General features: G+C 72.4%; 15 protein-coding genes. 6 read left to right on the top strand and 9 right to left on the bottom strand.

What is annotated here, in order from left to right:
- Nucleotides 1-92 precede the first annotated feature (92 nt).
- Together OHB00_RS38285 and OHB00_RS38280 are read left to right on the top strand one after the other, a co-directional pair.
- Nucleotides 93-938, top strand: coding sequence for a glycosyltransferase (locus tag OHB00_RS38285; RefSeq protein WP_406441858.1), 846 nt, complete (start codon nucleotides 93-95; stop codon nucleotides 936-938).
- On the top strand, nucleotides 935-3,028 hold the full coding sequence (locus OHB00_RS38280) for an ArnT family glycosyltransferase (RefSeq protein WP_406441856.1): 2,094 nt from the start codon (nucleotides 935-937) through the stop codon (nucleotides 3,026-3,028). Before OHB00_RS38285 ends, OHB00_RS38280 begins: the two co-directional genes overlap by 4 nt.
- A 500-nt stretch (nucleotides 3,029-3,528) precedes the next feature.
- Here the strand turns inward: OHB00_RS38280 and OHB00_RS38275 are convergent, their stop codons facing one another.
- Genes OHB00_RS38275 through OHB00_RS38265 form a run of 3 tightly spaced genes read right to left on the bottom strand, consistent with a single transcriptional unit; the run spans nucleotide 3,529 to nucleotide 6,030 of the window.
- Entirely contained in the window at nucleotides 3,529-4,269 is a 741-nt protein-coding gene (locus tag OHB00_RS38275; protein ID WP_406441854.1) for an FAD:protein FMN transferase, read from the bottom strand.
- Between the two features lie 2 nt (nucleotides 4,270-4,271).
- Nucleotides 4,272-4,682 (bottom strand): FMN-binding protein, encoded by a 411-nt coding sequence (locus OHB00_RS38270; protein WP_406441852.1) that lies wholly within the window; start codon nucleotides 4,680-4,682, stop codon nucleotides 4,272-4,274.
- A gap of 10 nt (nucleotides 4,683-4,692) precedes the next feature.
- Complete coding sequence (locus tag OHB00_RS38265; protein WP_406441850.1) at nucleotides 4,693-6,030, bottom strand: ferric reductase-like transmembrane domain-containing protein; 1,338 nt, start codon at nucleotides 6,028-6,030, stop codon at nucleotides 4,693-4,695.
- Between the two features lie 151 nt (nucleotides 6,031-6,181).
- Here OHB00_RS38265 and OHB00_RS38260 point away from each other — a divergent pair, with 151 nt between their 5' ends.
- Together OHB00_RS38260 and OHB00_RS38255 are read left to right on the top strand one after the other, a co-directional pair.
- Nucleotides 6,182-6,877 carry a response regulator transcription factor gene (locus tag OHB00_RS38260; protein ID WP_406441848.1) on the top strand — a complete coding sequence of 232 codons (696 nt, stop codon included), beginning with the start codon at nucleotides 6,182-6,184 and terminating at the stop codon, nucleotides 6,875-6,877.
- Nucleotides 6,874-8,337: an ATP-binding protein gene (locus OHB00_RS38255; protein WP_406441846.1), complete on the top strand. Its 1,464-nt coding sequence runs from the start codon at nucleotides 6,874-6,876 to the stop codon at nucleotides 8,335-8,337. The genes OHB00_RS38260 and OHB00_RS38255 overlap by 4 nt, the downstream gene beginning before the upstream one ends.
- Here OHB00_RS38255 and OHB00_RS38250 read toward each other — a convergent pair.
- The 6 genes from OHB00_RS38250 to OHB00_RS38225 all read right to left on the bottom strand — a co-directional run bounded on the left by OHB00_RS38250 (nucleotide 8,334) and on the right by OHB00_RS38225 (nucleotide 15,130).
- On the bottom strand, nucleotides 8,334-9,533 hold the full coding sequence (locus OHB00_RS38250; RefSeq protein WP_406441844.1) for a PP2C family protein-serine/threonine phosphatase: 1,200 nt from the start codon (nucleotides 9,531-9,533) through the stop codon (nucleotides 8,334-8,336). The genes OHB00_RS38255 and OHB00_RS38250 overlap by 4 nt on opposite strands.
- 297 nt (nucleotides 9,534-9,830) lie before the next feature.
- Entirely contained in the window at nucleotides 9,831-11,435 is a 1,605-nt protein-coding gene (locus OHB00_RS38245) for an MFS transporter (protein WP_406441842.1), read from the bottom strand.
- A gap of 194 nt (nucleotides 11,436-11,629) precedes the next feature.
- The gene (gene msrB, locus OHB00_RS38240; protein ID WP_406441840.1) at nucleotides 11,630-12,037 is read right to left on the bottom strand and encodes a peptide-methionine (R)-S-oxide reductase MsrB; all 408 of its coding nucleotides are present in this window, start codon (nucleotides 12,035-12,037) and stop codon (nucleotides 11,630-11,632) included.
- A 13-nt stretch (nucleotides 12,038-12,050) separates the two neighbouring features.
- Nucleotides 12,051-13,439, bottom strand: coding sequence for a UDP-N-acetylmuramate--L-alanine ligase (gene murC, locus OHB00_RS38235; RefSeq protein ID WP_406441838.1), 1,389 nt, complete (start codon nucleotides 13,437-13,439; stop codon nucleotides 12,051-12,053).
- 214 nt (nucleotides 13,440-13,653) lie between these two features.
- Nucleotides 13,654-14,127: an indole-3-glycerol phosphate synthase gene (locus OHB00_RS38230; RefSeq protein WP_406441836.1), complete on the bottom strand. Its 474-nt coding sequence runs from the start codon at nucleotides 14,125-14,127 to the stop codon at nucleotides 13,654-13,656.
- Nucleotides 14,128-14,281: 154 nt separating this feature from the next.
- On the bottom strand, nucleotides 14,282-15,130 hold the full coding sequence (locus OHB00_RS38225; RefSeq protein ID WP_406441835.1) for a pyrimidine reductase family protein: 849 nt from the start codon (nucleotides 15,128-15,130) through the stop codon (nucleotides 14,282-14,284).
- A 37-nt stretch (nucleotides 15,131-15,167) separates the two neighbouring features.
- Between OHB00_RS38225 and zapE the strand changes: the two genes are divergently transcribed.
- Together zapE and OHB00_RS38215 are read left to right on the top strand one after the other, a co-directional pair.
- Nucleotides 15,168-16,274: a cell division protein ZapE gene (zapE, locus tag OHB00_RS38220; RefSeq protein ID WP_406441833.1), complete on the top strand. Its 1,107-nt coding sequence runs from the start codon at nucleotides 15,168-15,170 to the stop codon at nucleotides 16,272-16,274.
- Nucleotides 16,275-16,478: 204 nt separating this feature from the next.
- A complete protein-coding gene (locus tag OHB00_RS38215) occupies nucleotides 16,479-16,874 on the top strand; it encodes a hypothetical protein (protein ID WP_406441832.1) in 396 nt (131 codons plus the stop codon).
- Nucleotides 16,875-16,899 lie beyond the last annotated feature (25 nt).

The raw sequence follows: 16,899 nt of genomic DNA, 5'->3' as shown, positions 1-16,899 counted from the left end.
ACACTGTGCGGCACCTGTGAGTTCCCTGATTCTCATTCCCCGCTCAGTGAAGCCTCAGGACCGCCCAAGACAGCACCCCGATCGTCATGGTCATGAACGAAACGAACGCGGGAGGCGTCCGGCGCCGATCGGTCGAGATCGTGGTGCCGGTCCACAACGAGGCCCATGTCCTCGCCGGCAGCATCGGCCGTCTCCACGCATACCTCGAAGACTCCTTCCCGTTCCCGTTCCGTATCACGATCGCGGACAACGCGAGCACGGACGCCACCTGGGCGGTGGCGACCGGCCTGACCCTGCGCCTGCCGCACGTGCACGCCCGGCGGCTTGAGCAGAAGGGCCGGGGCCGCGCCCTGCAGCACGTGTGGAGCCGGTCCACCGCGGACGTCGTCGCGTACATGGACGTCGACCTGTCGACAGGGCTCGAAGGCTTCCTGCCGCTGGTCGCCCCGCTCCTGTCCGGGCACAGCGACCTCGCCGTCGGCAGCCGGCTGCACCGGCAGGCCGCCGTGGTGCGCGGCCCGAAGCGGGAGTTCGTCTCGCGCTCCTACAACCTGCTGCTGAAAGCAGGGCTCGGGGCGCGCTTCTCGGACGCGCAGTGCGGCTTCAAGGCCGTGCGCACCGAGGTCTTCCGGGCGCTCGCCCCGCACATCGAGGACACCGCCTGGTTCTTCGACACCGAACTGCTGGTGCTCGCCCAGCGCAACCGCCTCCGGGTCCACGAGGTACCGGTCGACTGGGTCGACGACCCCGACAGCCGGGTCGACATCGTCCGCACCGCCGTCGACGACCTCAAGGGCATGGGCCGCATGTTCAAGGCCACCGTCACCGGCCGCACCCGCGTCCACGACGTACCCCGCCGCACCACCGTCCCCCAGAACGTCACGGCCCTGCCCACCGGGGCAGTCACCGCCGTCGAGCCCATGGAGTACGCGTCATGACGACCCTCGCCCCGCCTCCCACCCCGGTCCAGGACGGCCGGCACCGGGCCGCCACCCCGCCGGTCTCCCGTGCCAGAAGGCTGTTCATGGGCGCCCCCGAGGATCCGCGCTGGGCCCGCCCGGCCCTGTGGGCGATCCTGCTGCTGGCCACCGCCCTGTACGCCTGGAACCTCTCCTCCCTCACCGGCAACTCCTTCTACGACGCGGCGGTCTACTCCGGCACCAAGAGCTGGAAGGCGTTCTTCTTCGGCGCCCTGGACGCGGGCAGCTTCATCACCGTCGACAAACCCCCCTTCGCCCTGTGGGTGATGGGCCTGTCCGCCCGTGTCTTCGGGTACGGCACCTGGCAGTTGGCGCTGCCGATGGTCGCCGTCGGCGTCGGCTCGGTCGCGCTGCTGTACCGGCTGGTGAAGCGGGACTTCGGAGTCGTGGCCGGCACGATCGCCGCCCTCGTCCTGACTCTCACGCCGATCACCGTCGCCATCAACCGCGACACCAACCCGGACCCCATCCTGGTCCTCCTGATGCTGCTCGGCGCGGCCGCGCTGCTCAAGGCCGTGCGCTCGGGCAGGTTGATGCCGCTGGTCTGGTCGGCGGTCGCCGTCGGCTTCGCGTTCAACACCAAGATGATGCAGGCGTACGTCGTCCTGCCCGCCTTCTTCCTGGTCTATCTGTGGGCCACGAACGCGTCGCTGGGCAGGCGCATCCGCAACCTGGCCGTCGCCACCGTCGCGTTGATCGTGAGCAGCGCCTGGTGGATGGTGATCGTCGACCTGATCCCGGCCTCCTCACGGCCCTACATCGGCGGCTCCACCGACAACACGGTCTGGGACCTGGTCATCGGCTACAACGGCTTCGGCCGGATCTTCGGGGCGAGCTCCTCGGTGGGCTCGCAGGGCAACGGCGCGAGCTTCGGCGGCAGTTCGGGTCTGTACCGGATGTTCAACGACATCATGGGCGGCCAGATCTCCTGGCTGATCCCGTTCGCCGCGATCGCCCTGGCCGGCGGCCTGGTACTGCGCGGCAGGGCGCCGCGCACCGACGCGAAGCGCGCCGCGCTGATGCTCTGGGGCGGCTGGTTCGTCCTGCACTTCCTGACCTTCTCGCTCGCCGAGGGCACCTTCCACCCGTACTACGTCACCGCCATGGCGCCGGGGATCGCCGCCCTGGCCGGCGCGGGCGGGGTCATGCTCCACAAGGCCTTCCGTGAAGGTTCTGCGGCGATGGGGGTCCCCCCGCACGAGCGCATTCGGGCGTGGGGGTGGAGTTGGGTGCTCCCGGCGGCCATCGGCGTCAGCACGGTCTGGGCGGTCGTGCTGCTCCAGCGGGTCTCCGGTTCCGGCACGGTGTACACGGTCGCCGAGGTGGTGGCCGCGCTGGGCGGTGCGCTGGCGGTGGCCGGGCTGCTGGTCGGGCGGTTCACGCGGCGGCACAGGCTGATGGGCGTCGCGGCGGTGGCGGCGGTCGTCGCCCTGCTGGCCGGTCCGGCCGCCTACTCCGTCTCGGCGGCCACGACCGCGAGCTCCAACGGCACCAACCCGACGGCCGGGCCCAGCACCGGGGGCGGCATGGGCGGCGGCGGGCAGCGCCCCAGCGGCAGCGCGCCGAGCGGGACCACCGGCGGCACCGCCCCGAGCGGTTCCGGCGGGCAGTCCACGGCGCAGCCGCCGACCGGCGGCAACTCCTCCTCGGGTCAGGGCTCCTCGTCCTCGTCGAAGACCGCCCAGGGACAGACGGGCGGCGGTATGGGCGGCACCCAGGTCAGCTCCGCGATGATCACGTACCTCAAGAAGCACCAGGACGGCGCCACGTGGCTGGTCGCGGTGGCCACCGACCAGACCGCGTCCTCGATCATCCTGGAGTCCGGCCAGCCGGTGATCTCCATGGGTGGCTGGTCCGGCAGCGACGACGCGATGACCCTGGCGAAGCTCAAGAGCCTGGTGAAGGCCGGCAAGCTGCACTACATCGTGGTCAGCAGCGACGGCGGCCAGGGCACCGACTCCGGGATCGCGACCTGGGTGAAGAAGCACGGGACGGCGGTGAGCGCGTACAGCGGCCTTTACCGCCTGGACGCGTCCGACGTCAGCTGACCCCCTCTCCCCCGAAAGCGGGCGGGCCGCCGGTATCCCCTACCGGCGGCCCGCCCGTATCCGGATGTCGTGGTGATGGGATCCGGGCGGCCTGATCGAGGTCCTCAAGGCCCTCGGCAACCCCGCCCGGCTGCAGTGGCTGAAGGATCCCGGCACACACTTCGGCGCGTACGAGCCGATCGCGGACCACCGGAGGGTCGGCGTGTGCGTCACGCACATCCCGGCGAAGTCCGGACTCGCCCAGTCGACGGTCTCCAGCTACCGGAGCACGCGCGAACGGGCCGGACTCGTGACGCCCCACCCGGGTGGGCGAGTTCACCCACTACCGGCGCGACGAAGAGCGGCCGGCGCGGCCGCCAGGGGCAATCGGAGCCATCCTCTGATCGACGCCACCCGCTGATCGACGAACGGCGGCCCTGGCGGTGGTCGCGGAGTCCGTCGCGCGCATCGCGGCGGATCTCTGCTCCCCCGGTCGTCCGGCCCCGGCCCGCCGCGGCGGGTCAGGCGGCTGCCGGCGACTCCCCCGCGACCGGGAATCCCGCCGTCCGCAGCACCTGCCTCCCGGCGTCCACGGCGAACACCTCGCAGCCCTCACGCGCGGCCGCCCAGCCGACGCCCTCGGCGCCCATCGCGAACGCGGCCGTGGCCACCGAGTCCGCCACGGTCAGCGAGGAGGCGACGACCGTCAGGCTGAGCAGCCCGGTCGCCGGACGTCCGGTGCGGCCGTCGATGATGTGGTCGCCGCGCTCGTAGCGGGCGGAGGTGGCGACCGCCCCGTCGGTGAGTTCCAGGACCGTGCACAGTCGGTCGGCGTGCTCGGGGTGGCGTATCCCCACCCGCCAGGGTCCGCCGGAGGCGACCACGTCACCACCGGCGTTCAGCACGAACCGCTTCGCCCCGGCCGCCGACAGCAGCCGCGCCGCCCGCTGCACCGACCAGCCCTTGACCACCGCGCACGGGTCGAGGCCCCGTCCCGGCAGCCTCGCGTCGAACGCGCCCCCGGTCGCCAGCCGGTACTCCTCGCACAGCGCGAGCACCTCGGCGAGGTCCGGGCTCAGGTCGGACTCGGCGAGTTCACCCCGGTCCAGGCGGCAGACCTCGCTGTCCGGCCGGAACGGGCTGAACCGCTCGTCGACCTCGCGCAGCCAGGCGAAGACGGCGTCCGCGGCCCCGGCGAAATCCCCCTCGTCGTCGACCCGGAGGGAGACCGGGAAGCCCATGACGTGTTCGACTCGGTGCACGCTCAGCCCTTCGCGTCGATCGCCGCCTGGAGGGACTCCTTGTAGGCGCCGCTGGTGATCGTCGCGCCGGACACCGTGTCGATGTCGGCGCTCTGTGCCTTCAGTGTCTCCGATACCAGCACCGGCACGGCGGCCGTCGTCTGCGGATGGTCCGGCTGCTGGAGCATCGTCACCGCGGAGATCCTGTCACCGGAGAAGGTGACCTGGACCTGTACCGGGCCCTTGTCCGTGTTGACGGTGGTGCCCTTGACGACCGTGCCCGAAGCGGTGCCCGACGCGCTGGTCGAGGCGGCCGACGGGGTGGGGGCGGGCTCGGCGGCGACGGACGTCGCGGCGCCGGTCGCCGGTTCGTAGCGCCAGACGGGCACCAGGCCCGCGATGCTCAGGACGACGACAGGTATGGCTCGCTTCACGGTGCCTCTCTCATCCCGCCAGGCTGAAACGCTCGAAGTGGATCTGCGGCTTGGGCACGCCCAGGTCGCCCAGGGTGCGCAGCACCGCGTTCATCATCGGCGGCGGCCCGCACAGGAAGACGTCCCGGTCGCCGATGTCCGGCACCAGCCGGACCAGCTCGCGCGGGGCCAGCTTGTCGGGGACGGGCGGGCCGGTGACCAGGTGGAGTTCGGCGCCCTTGGCGACGGCGAGGTCACGGAGTTCGTCGTAGAGGACGGCGTCCCGGTCGGTGCCGACGCGGTAGATGACGATCGCGTGGCCTTCGAGGTCCTCAAGGAGGGCGCGGATGGGGGTGACGCCGACGCCGCCAGCGATGAGCAGGGCCTCGGGCTTCTGCCGGTGCAGGGTGGTGAAGGCGCCGTAGGGGCCCTCGGCGAAGACGCGGGTGCCGGGCTTGAGGTGGCGCAGGCCGGCGCTGCCGACGCCGGCGGCCTTGGCGGTCAGGCGCAGGGTGCGGCCGTCGGGGGCGGCGGAGAGGGAGAAGGGGTTGGCCTGCCACCAGCGGTCCCTGGTCAGGAACCGCCACAGGAAGAACTGGCCGGCCCTGGCGCCCAGCCGGTCGAGGTCGCGGCCGGTGATGTACACGGAGACGACGTCGTCGGACTCGGGGACGACCGCCGAGACCCGGAACCGGTGCCGGTGGTTGCGCCACACGGGCAGGACCAGGCGGCCCAGGGCCACCGCGCCGAGCGCCACGACCCACACCGCGTACCAGTACGCCTTCGCGGCGGACGACGACGTGAAGGTCGTACCGACGGCGACCTGGTGGCTGAACGCGAGCACCACGGCCACGTACGTGTACAGGTGGATGAAGTGCCAGGTCTCGTAGGCGAGGCGGCGGCGCGCGTAGCGGGCCGAGACGGCGCCGACCACGACGATGATGCCCAGCGCGACGACCGCACGGAGCACTCCCTCGGTCGTCTCGGCGAGGTCGACGAGCTCGCCGACCGGGCCGACACCCGCGCCGTCGGCGTAGCCGAAGCTGATGAAGACGGCGTGCGCGAGGAGCGTCCAGAGCAGGGCGAAGCCGGTCCAGCGGTGCCAGGAGGTCAGCCGGTCCATGCCGATCCGGCGGTCCAGCCACGGCAGCCGGGCCACCAGCACCAGCTGGAAGGCCATGACGAGGGCGCCGTAGAGGCCGAAGAAGCGGCCGATGACGATCAGGGCGTTGGAGGCGAAGCCCGTCTGGGCGAAGAAGCAGGCGACCACGGCCGCGTTCACGGCGAGCACGGCGTACAGGCCCGTGCGGGCCACCACCCTGGGGCGTGTCGCCGTGGGGGGCGCAGGGGGTGATTGGACGGTCGTCACGGGTCGGCAGCTCCTTGATCGGGTCCTGGGAGTCGAGCTTCGCCCGCGCCTGCTGTCGTTTTCCTGTCGGACCGCTTTCAACTGGTTATCGATGTGTTCTCTGTGTGAGCACGGCTCTGGCGCCCACCGGCGCGTACCGCACTATGAGCGGGTGGAAAAAGTACGACTCCTCGTCGTGGACGACGACCCGCCGATCGCCGACCTGGTCGCGACGGTCGCACGGTACGAGGGCTGGGAGGCGGTCACCGCGTACTCCGGTGAGGACGCGCTGGCCCGGGCCGCCGAGTTCCGGCCGGACATCGTCGTGCTCGACCTGATGCTGCCCGACCTCGACGGCTTCGGCGTGCTCGACCGGCTGCGGCACTCCGGGACGATGGTGCCGGTGGTGTTCCTCACGGCCCGCGACGGGATCGCCGACCGGGTCGCGGGGCTGACCCGGGGCGGGGACGACTACCTGGTCAAGCCGTTCGCGGTGGAGGAGCTGATGGCCCGGCTGCGGACCGTGCTGCGGCGCAGCGCCGGGCCCGGTTTCCAGCGCTCGGTGCTCCGGGTCGCCGACCTGACCATCGACGAGGACACCCGCGAGGTCCGCCGCGGCGACCGGCTGCTCTCCCTGACCCCCACCGAGTTCGAGGTGCTGCGCTACCTGATGCGCAAGTCGCCGACCGTGCTCACCAAGGCGCAGATCCTCGACCACGTCTGGGAGTACGGCTTCGGCGGCCGTTCGAACGTGGTGGAGCTGGTCGTCAGCCGGCTGCGCCGCAAGATGGACGAGGCCGGCGGGGAGTCACTGATCCACACGGTGCGCGGCTTCGGGTACGTGATCCGGCAGCAGGCGGCGGAGTGATCGGCCGGCTGCCGCACTCGTACCGGACCATGCGTCTGGGCACCCGGCTGGCACTGGGCCTCGGGGCGCTGGCGCTGGTGGTGTTCGCGGTCGTCGGCACCGCCCTGACGACCTACATGCGCGACTATCTCTCGGCCCAGCTCGACGACCAGCTCGGCCTCGCCCAGACCGCCCAGTCGAAGAGCATCGAGCAGAACGGCACCCTCCAGGGCAAGAAGTACTACCGCTGGTACTACGCCGTGTACGACGTCTCGAACGGGGCCCCGGTGCTGCGCAAGCCCGAGGAGACCGGTGACCTGCCCAAGGACATCGGCGACCTCACCTCGGTGGCGAAGGCGCAGATCGCCGCGGGCACGGAGGTGCTGCGCACCGAGGACCTGACCGGCGAGGGCGAGTACCGGCTGCGCGGCTGCGAGGTGGAGCCGGGCGTGGTGCTGGTCAGCGGGGCACCGACGGACAGCATCGACGACACGGTACGACAGCTGGTCACGGTCCAGGTGGTCGCCTTCGGGCTGGCGCTGCTGGCGCTGGTGGTGTTCGGCCGCCGGCTGCTGCGGCACGGCCTCGAACCGCTGAGCGACATGGCGCACACGGCTCATGGCATCGCCTCGCACAACCTGACGGAGTCGGCGGCCCGGCTGCCGCTGCGCGCGGCGAAACGGGGTGGCGGGCCGGAGGTCGAGGAGCTGCGCACCGCCTTCAACACGATGCTCGAACACATCGACCACTCCCTCGCCGTGCGCGCCGAGGCCGAACAGCGGCTGCGCCGCTTCGTCGCGGACGCCTCGCACGAGCTGCGCACCCCGCTGATGTCGGTACGCGGCTACGCCGACCTCTTCCAGTACGCCGCCGCCAACGAGCCCGGGGAACGCGACCGCCATCTGGCCCGGCTGCGCGCGGAAGCCGCCCGGATGGGCGTCCTCCTCGACGACCTGCTGCTCCTCGCCCGCCTCGACGCGGCCGAGGTGGAGACCCCGCTGCGCCGTGAGGACGCCGACCTGACCGAGCTGGTCCGCGACGCCGCCGACGCCTTCCGCGCGGCCCGCGCCGGCCATCCCCTGACGGTGACCGCCGGGCCGGAGCCGGTCCCGGTCCGCATCGATCCGGTCCGGATCCGGCAGGTGCTGGACAACCTCCTCACCAACGCGGCGGTCCACACCCCCGTCGGCACCCCGGTGTCCGTGACGGTCGCCGTGACCGCCGGCTCGGCGTCGGTGAGCGTCACCGACCACGGTCCCGGCATCCCGGCCGCCGACCGCGCCCGGGTCTTCGACCGCTTCTACCGCGTGGACAAGGCCCGCAGCCGCGACCGCGGCGGCAGCGGGCTCGGCCTGTCGGTGGCCAGGGCGCTGGTGGAGGCGCACGGCGGGACCATCGGCCTGGGCGACGACCCCACGGCCGGCACGGTGTTCACGCTGACGCTGCCCAGCACGCCGGCCGCCGCCCGCACCGCCGGCTAGCTCTCGGCCGCCGCCTCCTCGGCCGCGGAGCCGAACCCGCCGTGCCGGGTGTGCGGGCGCGCCGCCAGCACCGCGACGTCGTCCTCGGCGTGCCGGGCGTCGAGGCGGGTGACGATGGACTCCAGGAGGCTGTCTACGCCGGTGGCGGGGGTGAAGCGGAGGTCGGTGAGGCGGTGCAGGGAGCGGTCGATGTCCTCGTCGCGGTGTTCCACCAGGCCGTCGGTGAAGAGCACCAGCGCCTCGTCGGGTTCGAGCCGGTGGGTGGCCGACTCGTAGCCGCCGAGGCCGGTGCCCAGGGGCGGGCCGACGGGGACCCGCAGGAGCGCGGTGCGGCCGGCACCCGTGATCAGCGCGGGCGGCAGATGGCCCGCGCTGGCCAGGGTGACCTGACCGCGGCCGGGGTCGACACGCACGAGCAGGCAGCTGGCGGGCCTTCGGTCCGCCTCGGTGGCGGCGATGTCGTCCATCTGGCGCAGCACCCGGTGCGGCGGCAGCTCGGAGGAGGCGATGTAGCGCAGCGAGGACCGGTACGCGTTCATGTCGACGGCGGCCTCCAGGCCGTGGCCCATCACGTCGCCGACGACGAGCAGCGTGCGCCCGAAGTGCAGGCGTACGGTCTCGCACCAGTCGCCGCCGACCAGTACCCGCCCGCCGGCCGGGAGGTAGCGGATCGCCACGTCCAGGTTCGGGTGCGGCCGGCCCGGCTCCGCGAGCAGGGCGCGTTGCAGGTCACCGGCGGTGCGGCTGACCTGGTCGAATTCGCGGGCGTTCCGGATGTGGGAGGCGGCGCGTTCGGCGAGGAGGGCGAGCAGTTCGGCCTCCGCACGGCCGAAGGCTCTGCCCTCGCGGGCGCAGACCAGGACGCCGTACTGGTCCGCGCCGCTGGTCAGGGGCGCGCACAGGGCGGGGCGGGTGCGGTTGCCGGCCGGGCGGGACAGCCAGGGGTCGGCCCAGTGGTCGGTGGCCGGGGTCCCGGCGTCCCTGGCCACCGCCGCGGCCCAGCGGGCGTCGGGCAGCAGGTCGGCGTCGCCCGCGATCGACTCGTAGCCGGAGACGGTGTCGCCGGCGCGCCGCATCACGGCCGCGCCGCCGCCGGTCAGCTGTATCGCCGCCCGGGTCAGTTCCCTGCAGGTGGTGGACTCGTCAAGGCTGGTGCCGATGCCGGCCGCGGCCGTGCGCAACGCCCTGAGCGGCATGGCGGGGCCGGCGCTAGCGGCGGGCCCGTCCGGTCCACCCGCGCCGTCGCCGGACGCGGGTCCACGGCGGGACCGGATCCATCGCGCGACACCCAACACCCTCACAGAATCTCAAACAGCACCGCTCCGGGCACGGACACGCCCCAACGCGCGCCGGAGACCGTGCCTGCCGCAGTCATGACAGTCACGGCCGGTCAGTCCGTCACAGCGCCCATTCGGCCGTGCCCGCTGGGCGGGCACGGCCGGACGGCGGCTCCGGGGCGGGAGTTCTCCTCGTGCCGGACCCGCCGTGTCTGGTCAGGCGGATGCGGGCCGCCCTTCTGCCGTGATGCCGAGTGCCGCCGTCTGTTCGTCCTTACCTCGCAGGGTGACCACGCTGAGGAGGCAGCAGACGAGGGCCGCGACGCCGCAGACCACGTAGCCGACGGCGTAGCCGTTGCCGAGGGCCTCCAGGGCGAGGGGCGCCGCGCCGCCGGGCGGTGAGGAGGCGGGGACGGAGTTGACGGCGAGCGGTCCGCCCTCGGCGGCGACCTGCCCCGCCGCCGCCTTGACCTGGGCGGTGAGGCCGGAGTCGGCGAGCTTGCGGGTGAACTCGTCGGCGGCCCGGCTGAGGGCGACCGCCCCGATGACGGCCGGGCCGAGGGTGAACCCGAAGTCACGCAGCAGACTGGTCGACGCGCTGGCCATGCCCGCGTAGTGGACCTCCACGGTGTTGACGGCGGTCGCGGTGATGGAGGAGACGGTGAGGGCGAATCCGATGCCGACCAGGCCGATGGGGAGAATCAGCGAGGTCAGGGCGCGGTCGTGGACCGGGAGGCCCGCCGCGACGAAGTCGCCGGCCGCCATCAGGGCCAGGCCCGCGCCCAGCACCCAGCGGGCGCTGACCTTCTCCAGGAGCCGGGAGATCAGCGGCAGCAACAGCAGGGTCCACGAGTTGAGCAGGATGAACGCGAACGAGCCGCGCAGCGGGCTCTGGTGCTGGATCGGACCGAGCCGGATGCTGGTCGCGTAGGCCGTGCCCAGGTAGCTGAACATGCCGACGACGGCGACGAACGAGGCGACCGCGAAGGCCCGGTTGCGGAACAGTTCGAGGCGGAGCAGCGGCGCGGCCGCCCGGCTCTCGGCGACGACGAAGAGGGCGATGAAGACCGCCGCGACCACGTACGCGATCACCACCGGCGGCGCGGTCCAGCCGTCCGACGGCCCCTGGATCACCGCGTACAGCAGGGCGAACATGCCGACGCCGATGGTGATCTGGCCGGCGAGGTCGAGGGAGCGGCCCTCGGGGGCGCTGGAGTTCTGCGCCAGCAGCCCGCTGAGCAGGGTGCTGACCACGGCGAGCCCGGTGACGACGACGAAGGCCCAGCGCCAGGAGCCGTAGTTGCCGGTGATGCCGCCGAGCACGGGCGCGATGAACCCGCCGCTGGAGAGGGCGGCGGCCCAGACGGTGATCGTACGGGCGCGGTCCCGGGCCGTGTGCGTGCCGGCGGCGATCACGGCGAGCGAGGTCGGGAACAGCGCCGCCGCGCCGAGACCGGCGACGGCCTGGCCGACCCAGAGCATGTGGATGCCGGTGCTGGCCGCGGCCAGTGCCTCACCGGCGACGAGCAGGGCACCGCCGCCGACCAGCAGCCGCTTGCGTCCGAAGAGGTCTCCGAGGACGCCGAAGGTCAGCTCCAGCACGGTGACGGGCAGCAGGAACGCGTCCGAGATCCACGTGAGCTGCGAGCCGACGGGGTGCAGGTCCTCCTGGAACAGTCCGTTCAGGGTGGCCGGCATGGCGAGGGCGATCTGTGCCAGGCAGACCGCGAAGCAGCCGGCGACGAGGGTGCCGACGGGCAGCCCGCCGGACGGCTTGCGGAGGGTCGTGGGATCAGGTTGCGAGCGCGTTTCTGTGGACACGAGTGCTCCCCTTTGAGCGGTCTTTCGGGAGATGCGGCGGGACGCAGCGGGAGAAGGCTGGATGCCGCGAAATGTAGGGCAGTTTTTTCACGTCGGTCAATAGACTGCCCAATATTGGGGGGGAGCGCAGACGACAGCACCCCGCCGCCCGAGTGGGCGGCGGGGTGCGGGGGGCGGCGCGGCGGTGCGGCGGCTCAGCTCTCGTCGGCGGTCAGCCGCAGCGAGATCGAGTTGATGCAGTACCGCTGGTCGGTCGGGGTCGCATACCCCTCACCTTCGAACACGTGCCCGAGATGCGAGCCGCAGCGCGCACACCGCACCTCGGTCCGCACCATCCCGTGCGCGCGGTCCTCGACCAGCTCGACCGCGTCGGTGTCCTTCGGGTCGTAGAAGCTCGGCCACCCGCAGTGGGACTCGAACTTCGTGCCGGAGGTGAACAGCTCGGCACCACAGGCGCGACAGGAGTAGACGCCCTTGGTCCTGGTGTCGGTGTACTCACCCCTGAAGGCCGGCTCGGTCGCCGCCTGACGCAGCACGGCGTACTCGGCCGGCGACAGCTCCGCCCGCCACTGCTCGTCCGGCTTCTCGACGTCGTACGACATGACTCTCAGCCCCTCACTTCGCCAGGCGTTCCAGGATCCTCGGGCCCAGGTCGGTCACGTCGCCCGCGCCCATGGTGAGAACCAGATCACCGGGCTTCGTCATTCCCGCGACCACGGCGGGGACCTCGTCCTGGTCGTGCACGGCGGTGACGTCGGCGCCCGCGGCCCGCGCCGCCTCGATGATCAGCTCGCTGGTGACGCCGGGGATCGGGTCCTCGCGGGCCGGGTAGATGTCGAGGACCACCGACGCGTCCGCGAGGGCCAGCGCGTCGCCCATCTCCTTGCCGAGCTCCTGGGTCCGGGAGAAGAGGTGCGGCTGGAAGACGACCAGGATCCGGGCGTCCCCGGCGGCGGCGCGCATCGCCTCCAGGTCGGCGGTCATCTCGGTCGGGTGGTGGGCGTAGGAGTCGATGACCTGGACGCCGGCCGCCTCGCCCTTGAGCTGGAGGCGCCGCTTGACCCCGGTGTACGCGGCCAGGGCGGGGGCGAGTTCGGCGGCCGGGACCCCCAGGGCCACGCCGGCGGCGAGCGCGGCCACCGCGTTGTGCGCGTAGTGCCGGCCGGGCACCGACACCGTGAACGTCAGCTCGGCCCCGCCCAGCGCGACGGTGACCTCGCTCTTCAGGCCCTGCGGTACGACGGACAGCACCCGGACGTCGGCGTCCGCGGCCTCGCCGTACGTCACCGTCCGCACCTTCCCGGCCACCCGCCGGGTCAGCTCGCGCGCGCCCTCGTGGTCGGCGTTGACCACCAGCGTGCCGCCGGGCACGATGCGGCCGGCGAAGGTCTCGAAGGACTCGTGGATCTCGTCCATCGAGGCGTAGTTGGCGTGGTGGTCCAGCTCCACGTTGAGGACGATGGCGACCTCGGGCGCGTACTTGTGGAAGCTCCGGTCCGATTCGTCCGCCTCGGCGACGAAGATCTCCCCTTCGCCGTGCAGGGCGTTCGAGCCGGGGGCGTCGAGATCGCCGCCGATGGCGTACGAGGGGTTCCGCCCCAGCGCGGTCAGGGAGACCGCGAGCATGGACGTGGTGGTGGTCTTGCCGTGCGTGCCGGCGACCGCGATCGGGCGCAGGCCGTCCATCAGCGCGGCGAGGGCGTCCGAGCGGTGCACCACCGGGATACCCAGCTCGGCCGCGCGGGCCAGCTCGGGGTTGTCCTTGCGGATCGCCGACGACACGACGACACAGCTGGCGTCGTCGGCGAGGTGCCCGGCCGCGTGCCCGATGTGCACGGTGACACCGAGGGCCCGCAGCGCCTCGGCGGTCTCCGACTCCTTGGCGTCACTCCCCGCCACCGCGGCGCCGCGCTGGGCGAGGATCTTGGCGATCCCCGACATCCCGGCGCCGCCGATCCCGATGAAGTGCGGACGCTCCATGGCGGAAGGAAGGCCGGCTGCCATGTGTTTCTCCCAGAGACGGTGACGTGCGAAAGCCTGCCCAGCCTATGTGCTGGAGCACCGGGCGCCTTGCAAGGGGCGCTCACCGGCGCCGGCCGGGCGCCGCCCGCGGCAGGGTTGAACGGCACGGCTGGTCAGCGCCCCATAAGGCGCGGGGAACTGCGCGACCAGCCACAACGCATCCGCGGTCGCGAACGCACCGCACCCCCTACGGCGCCTACGCCTTGCTGTGGGAGAACAGCTTCAGCACCGGCACCCCCACCTTGTGCCGAGCCCGGGACGCCCAGTCCCGATGGAAGAACTCCTCCACATAGTGCGGATCGGTCAGCACGATCACCTCGTCCGCGCCCACCTCTTCCACCAGCTTGCGCAGCGCGTCCAGCGGGTGGTCCTCCACCATCCGCCCCTCCGCCGTGCTCCCCGCCGCCCGCAGGGCCGTCAGGGACACGTCCAGCGCCTGCTCGGCCGGGCCCTTCGCCGCATCCCCCTCCGGGGTCTCCCGCTCGCGCGCGGCCTCGTCGAGTTCGCCGAGTGCGATGTCGTCGATGGCCCGCAGCAGGCGGTCAGCCTGGTCGCCGCGCGGCTGGAGCAGCACATGGAAGCCGACCTGCTCGTCCCCGTGCAAGGTGGTGACGAACTCCACGTCGGCGGACGTCAGGGCCTTCTCGATCATCAGAACGCTTGTGAACACCAGGCGCCTCTTCTCCTTAGAGGATCGCATCGACCCTCTGTCCTCCGTGGGGCCCAGCACCCCTGCGGAAACCATCCTGCCCCGCGATCGCACGGGTACTGCCGGATTCAGTGTGCCCGCCGAAAGCTAAGCGGAACGGGATATTCCGCTGATCTCAGGACCGGCGGTAGCGGCCGAACAGGAATCCGTCCTCTTCCAGAAGGGACACTAGTTCGAAGCGCCGGGGTACGGCGACACCGGGTCCCCCGGCGATCCGCTGCGCGCCTCCCGCGGTGAGCAGCGGGGAGACGGTCAGGCACAGCTCGTCGAGGACGCCGGCCGCGATGAACTGCCCGAGCAGCCGGGGGCCGCCCTCGGTGAGCAGCCGGGTGTGGCCGAGCCCGGCGAGGGCGCGGACCACGCGGGCGGGGTCGACGCCGACGCCGTCACCTGCGATCACCACCCGGGCGCCGGCCTTCTCGGCGGCGGCGACCCGGTCGGGCGCGGCGGCCGCGCCGGTGAGGATCAGCGTGGGCACGAGCGGCGAGGTGAACAGCGGGAGCGAGAAGTCGAGGTCGAGGCTCGCGGTGACGACGGCGACCGCGGCGACCTGGGCCTGGCCGGCCGCGGCCCGGGCGCCCGCGAACTCCGCCCGCTCACGGGCCGGCCGGTACCCCTCCTGCCGTACCGTTTCCGCACCCACGACGACGACGTCCGCGAGCCCCCGCAGGGTGCCGAAGATCCGCATGTCGGCCCCGCCGGAGATGGGCTGCGACCGCCCGTCGTGCTGACCGGCCCCGTCGAGCGTGGCGACCATGTTGGCCCGCAGCCAGGCCTCTTGCCCGGCGGACTCGGGATAGGCGTAGGCGAGGGCCAGCTCGGCAAGGCTCCACTCCCCGTCCACCGGCTCCTGCCGGGTGACGGGGGAGGCGCCCGCGTTCAGGGCCGTGCCGCTCTCCGCCTCGGCGGAACCGTCGGCGACCCGGGCTGTTGTTCGTTCGGTCACAGGGAACAGGCGTCGCATGTCGTGCAGTGTGGCACGGCAACTAGCATGGGTAACCGTGTCGTCTTCTCCCGCCGCATCCGAGGTCAGCCCCATAGCCGACGCGGCCCCGCTGTCGCTGTGCGCCCGTTCGCCGCACGTCCCCGCGGACCGGCTGGTCGCCGAGATGGTGCCGCCACCCCGGTTCGACTCGGTCCGCTTCGCCACCTACATCCCGGACCCGAACCAGCCGAGCCAGACCGAGGCCGTGCGGGTCCTGGAAGGGTTCGCCGGCGGTCTCGGCGGGGCGCACGCGGTGGCCGGCGGCAAGCGCGGCTTCCTCGGCTTCGGGAGGGCCAGGGCGCCCAAGGCCCCGGCCGGTCCGCGCGGGGTCTATCTCGACGGCGGGTACGGCGTCGGCAAGACCCACCTGCTGGCCTCGCTCTGGCACGCCACCCCGGCGGAGCCCGCACTGAAGGCGTTCGGCACCTTCGTGGAGCTGACCAACCTGGTCGGCGCCCTCGGCTTCCAGCAGACCGTGCAGACCCTCTCCGGCCACCGCCTGCTGTGCATCGACGAGTTCGAGCTGGACGACCCCGGCGACACCGTCCTGGTGTCGACCCTGCTGGGCCGGCTGGTGAACGCCGGTGTCGCACTCGCCGCCACCTCCAACACCCTGCCCGGCAAGCTCGGCGAGGGCCGGTTCGCGGCCGCCGACTTCCTGCGTGAGATCCAGGGCCTGTCGGCCCATTTCCGCACCCAGCGCATCGACGGCGAGGACTACCGCCACCGCGGCCTGCCCGAGGCGCCTGCGCCGTACTCCGAGGAGCAGGTGACCAAGGCGGCGTACGCCACCCCGGGCGCCTCCCTCGACACCTTCCCGCAGCTGCTCGACCACCTGGCCAAGGTGCACCCCAGCCGGTACGGCGCGCTGACCGACGGCCTGAGCGCCGTCTGCCTGACGGACGTGCAGCCGGTGCCCGACCAGTCGACCGCGCTGCGGCTCGTGGTCCTCGCGGACCGGCTCTACGACCGCGAGGTCCCGGTCCTGGCCTCCGGACTGCCCTTCGACAAGCTGTTCAGCGAGGAGATGCTGAACGGCGGCTACCGGAAGAAGTACTTCCGCGCGATATCCCGGCTCACCGCCCTGGCCAGGGACGCGAAGGGGCTCGTGGACGCCGGGTAGGCGCTGGCGACGGTTCTCTAAGTGCTCAAGCTCTTCGGGTCAAGAGCTTGATCAGGCCACCCCACCGGCACTTTTCACGCTCTCTTCGGCTCGCAACGCCGAGTTAACCCTGCAAACAACTTTGCAGGGTTAACGTGTTTCTTGACCAACCATTGACCCGTGCTTGGTGCACACGAGAGGCGTGAACTGCCGCGAGGAGGGCTCATGTTCCGAGGTACGACGGCCCGGACCGTGCTCTCGCTCCTCGCCGCCGCCCTGCTCGCCGTCCAGTTCTTCGCGCCTGCGGCAACCTTCGCAGCCGCGCACACTCCCAGTCATGTCGAGGCCAAAGCCCAGGCCGGGCCGGAGTCCTCCGCGAAGGCCGTGCGCGCCGGCTCGGTCACCTTCCACGACCACGGCCGCTGCGGTGAGCCGCCCAGCCCGCCGCAGAGCGTGGACCGCCATCGCAGCGCCACCGCCGGCTGGGCCGACGACCGTCCGCCCACCGCGCGGCACACCGAGGCCATACGCACCGCGGCGCCTTCCGCAGCCGGGCACCACCGCACGTCAAGAGCGTCCAGAGCCCACTCACCGGCCACGCTGCAGGTCTTCCGCTGCTGACCGGACCGGCTCCGCCCCGGCTCCA

The organism is Streptomyces sp. NBC_00631 (genome assembly GCF_045206895.1).
GTDB lineage: Bacteria > Actinomycetota > Actinomycetes > Streptomycetales > Streptomycetaceae > Streptomyces.
The sequence above is the reverse complement of the archived record's forward strand: the minus strand, read 5'-3'. Positions and strand labels throughout refer to the sequence as shown.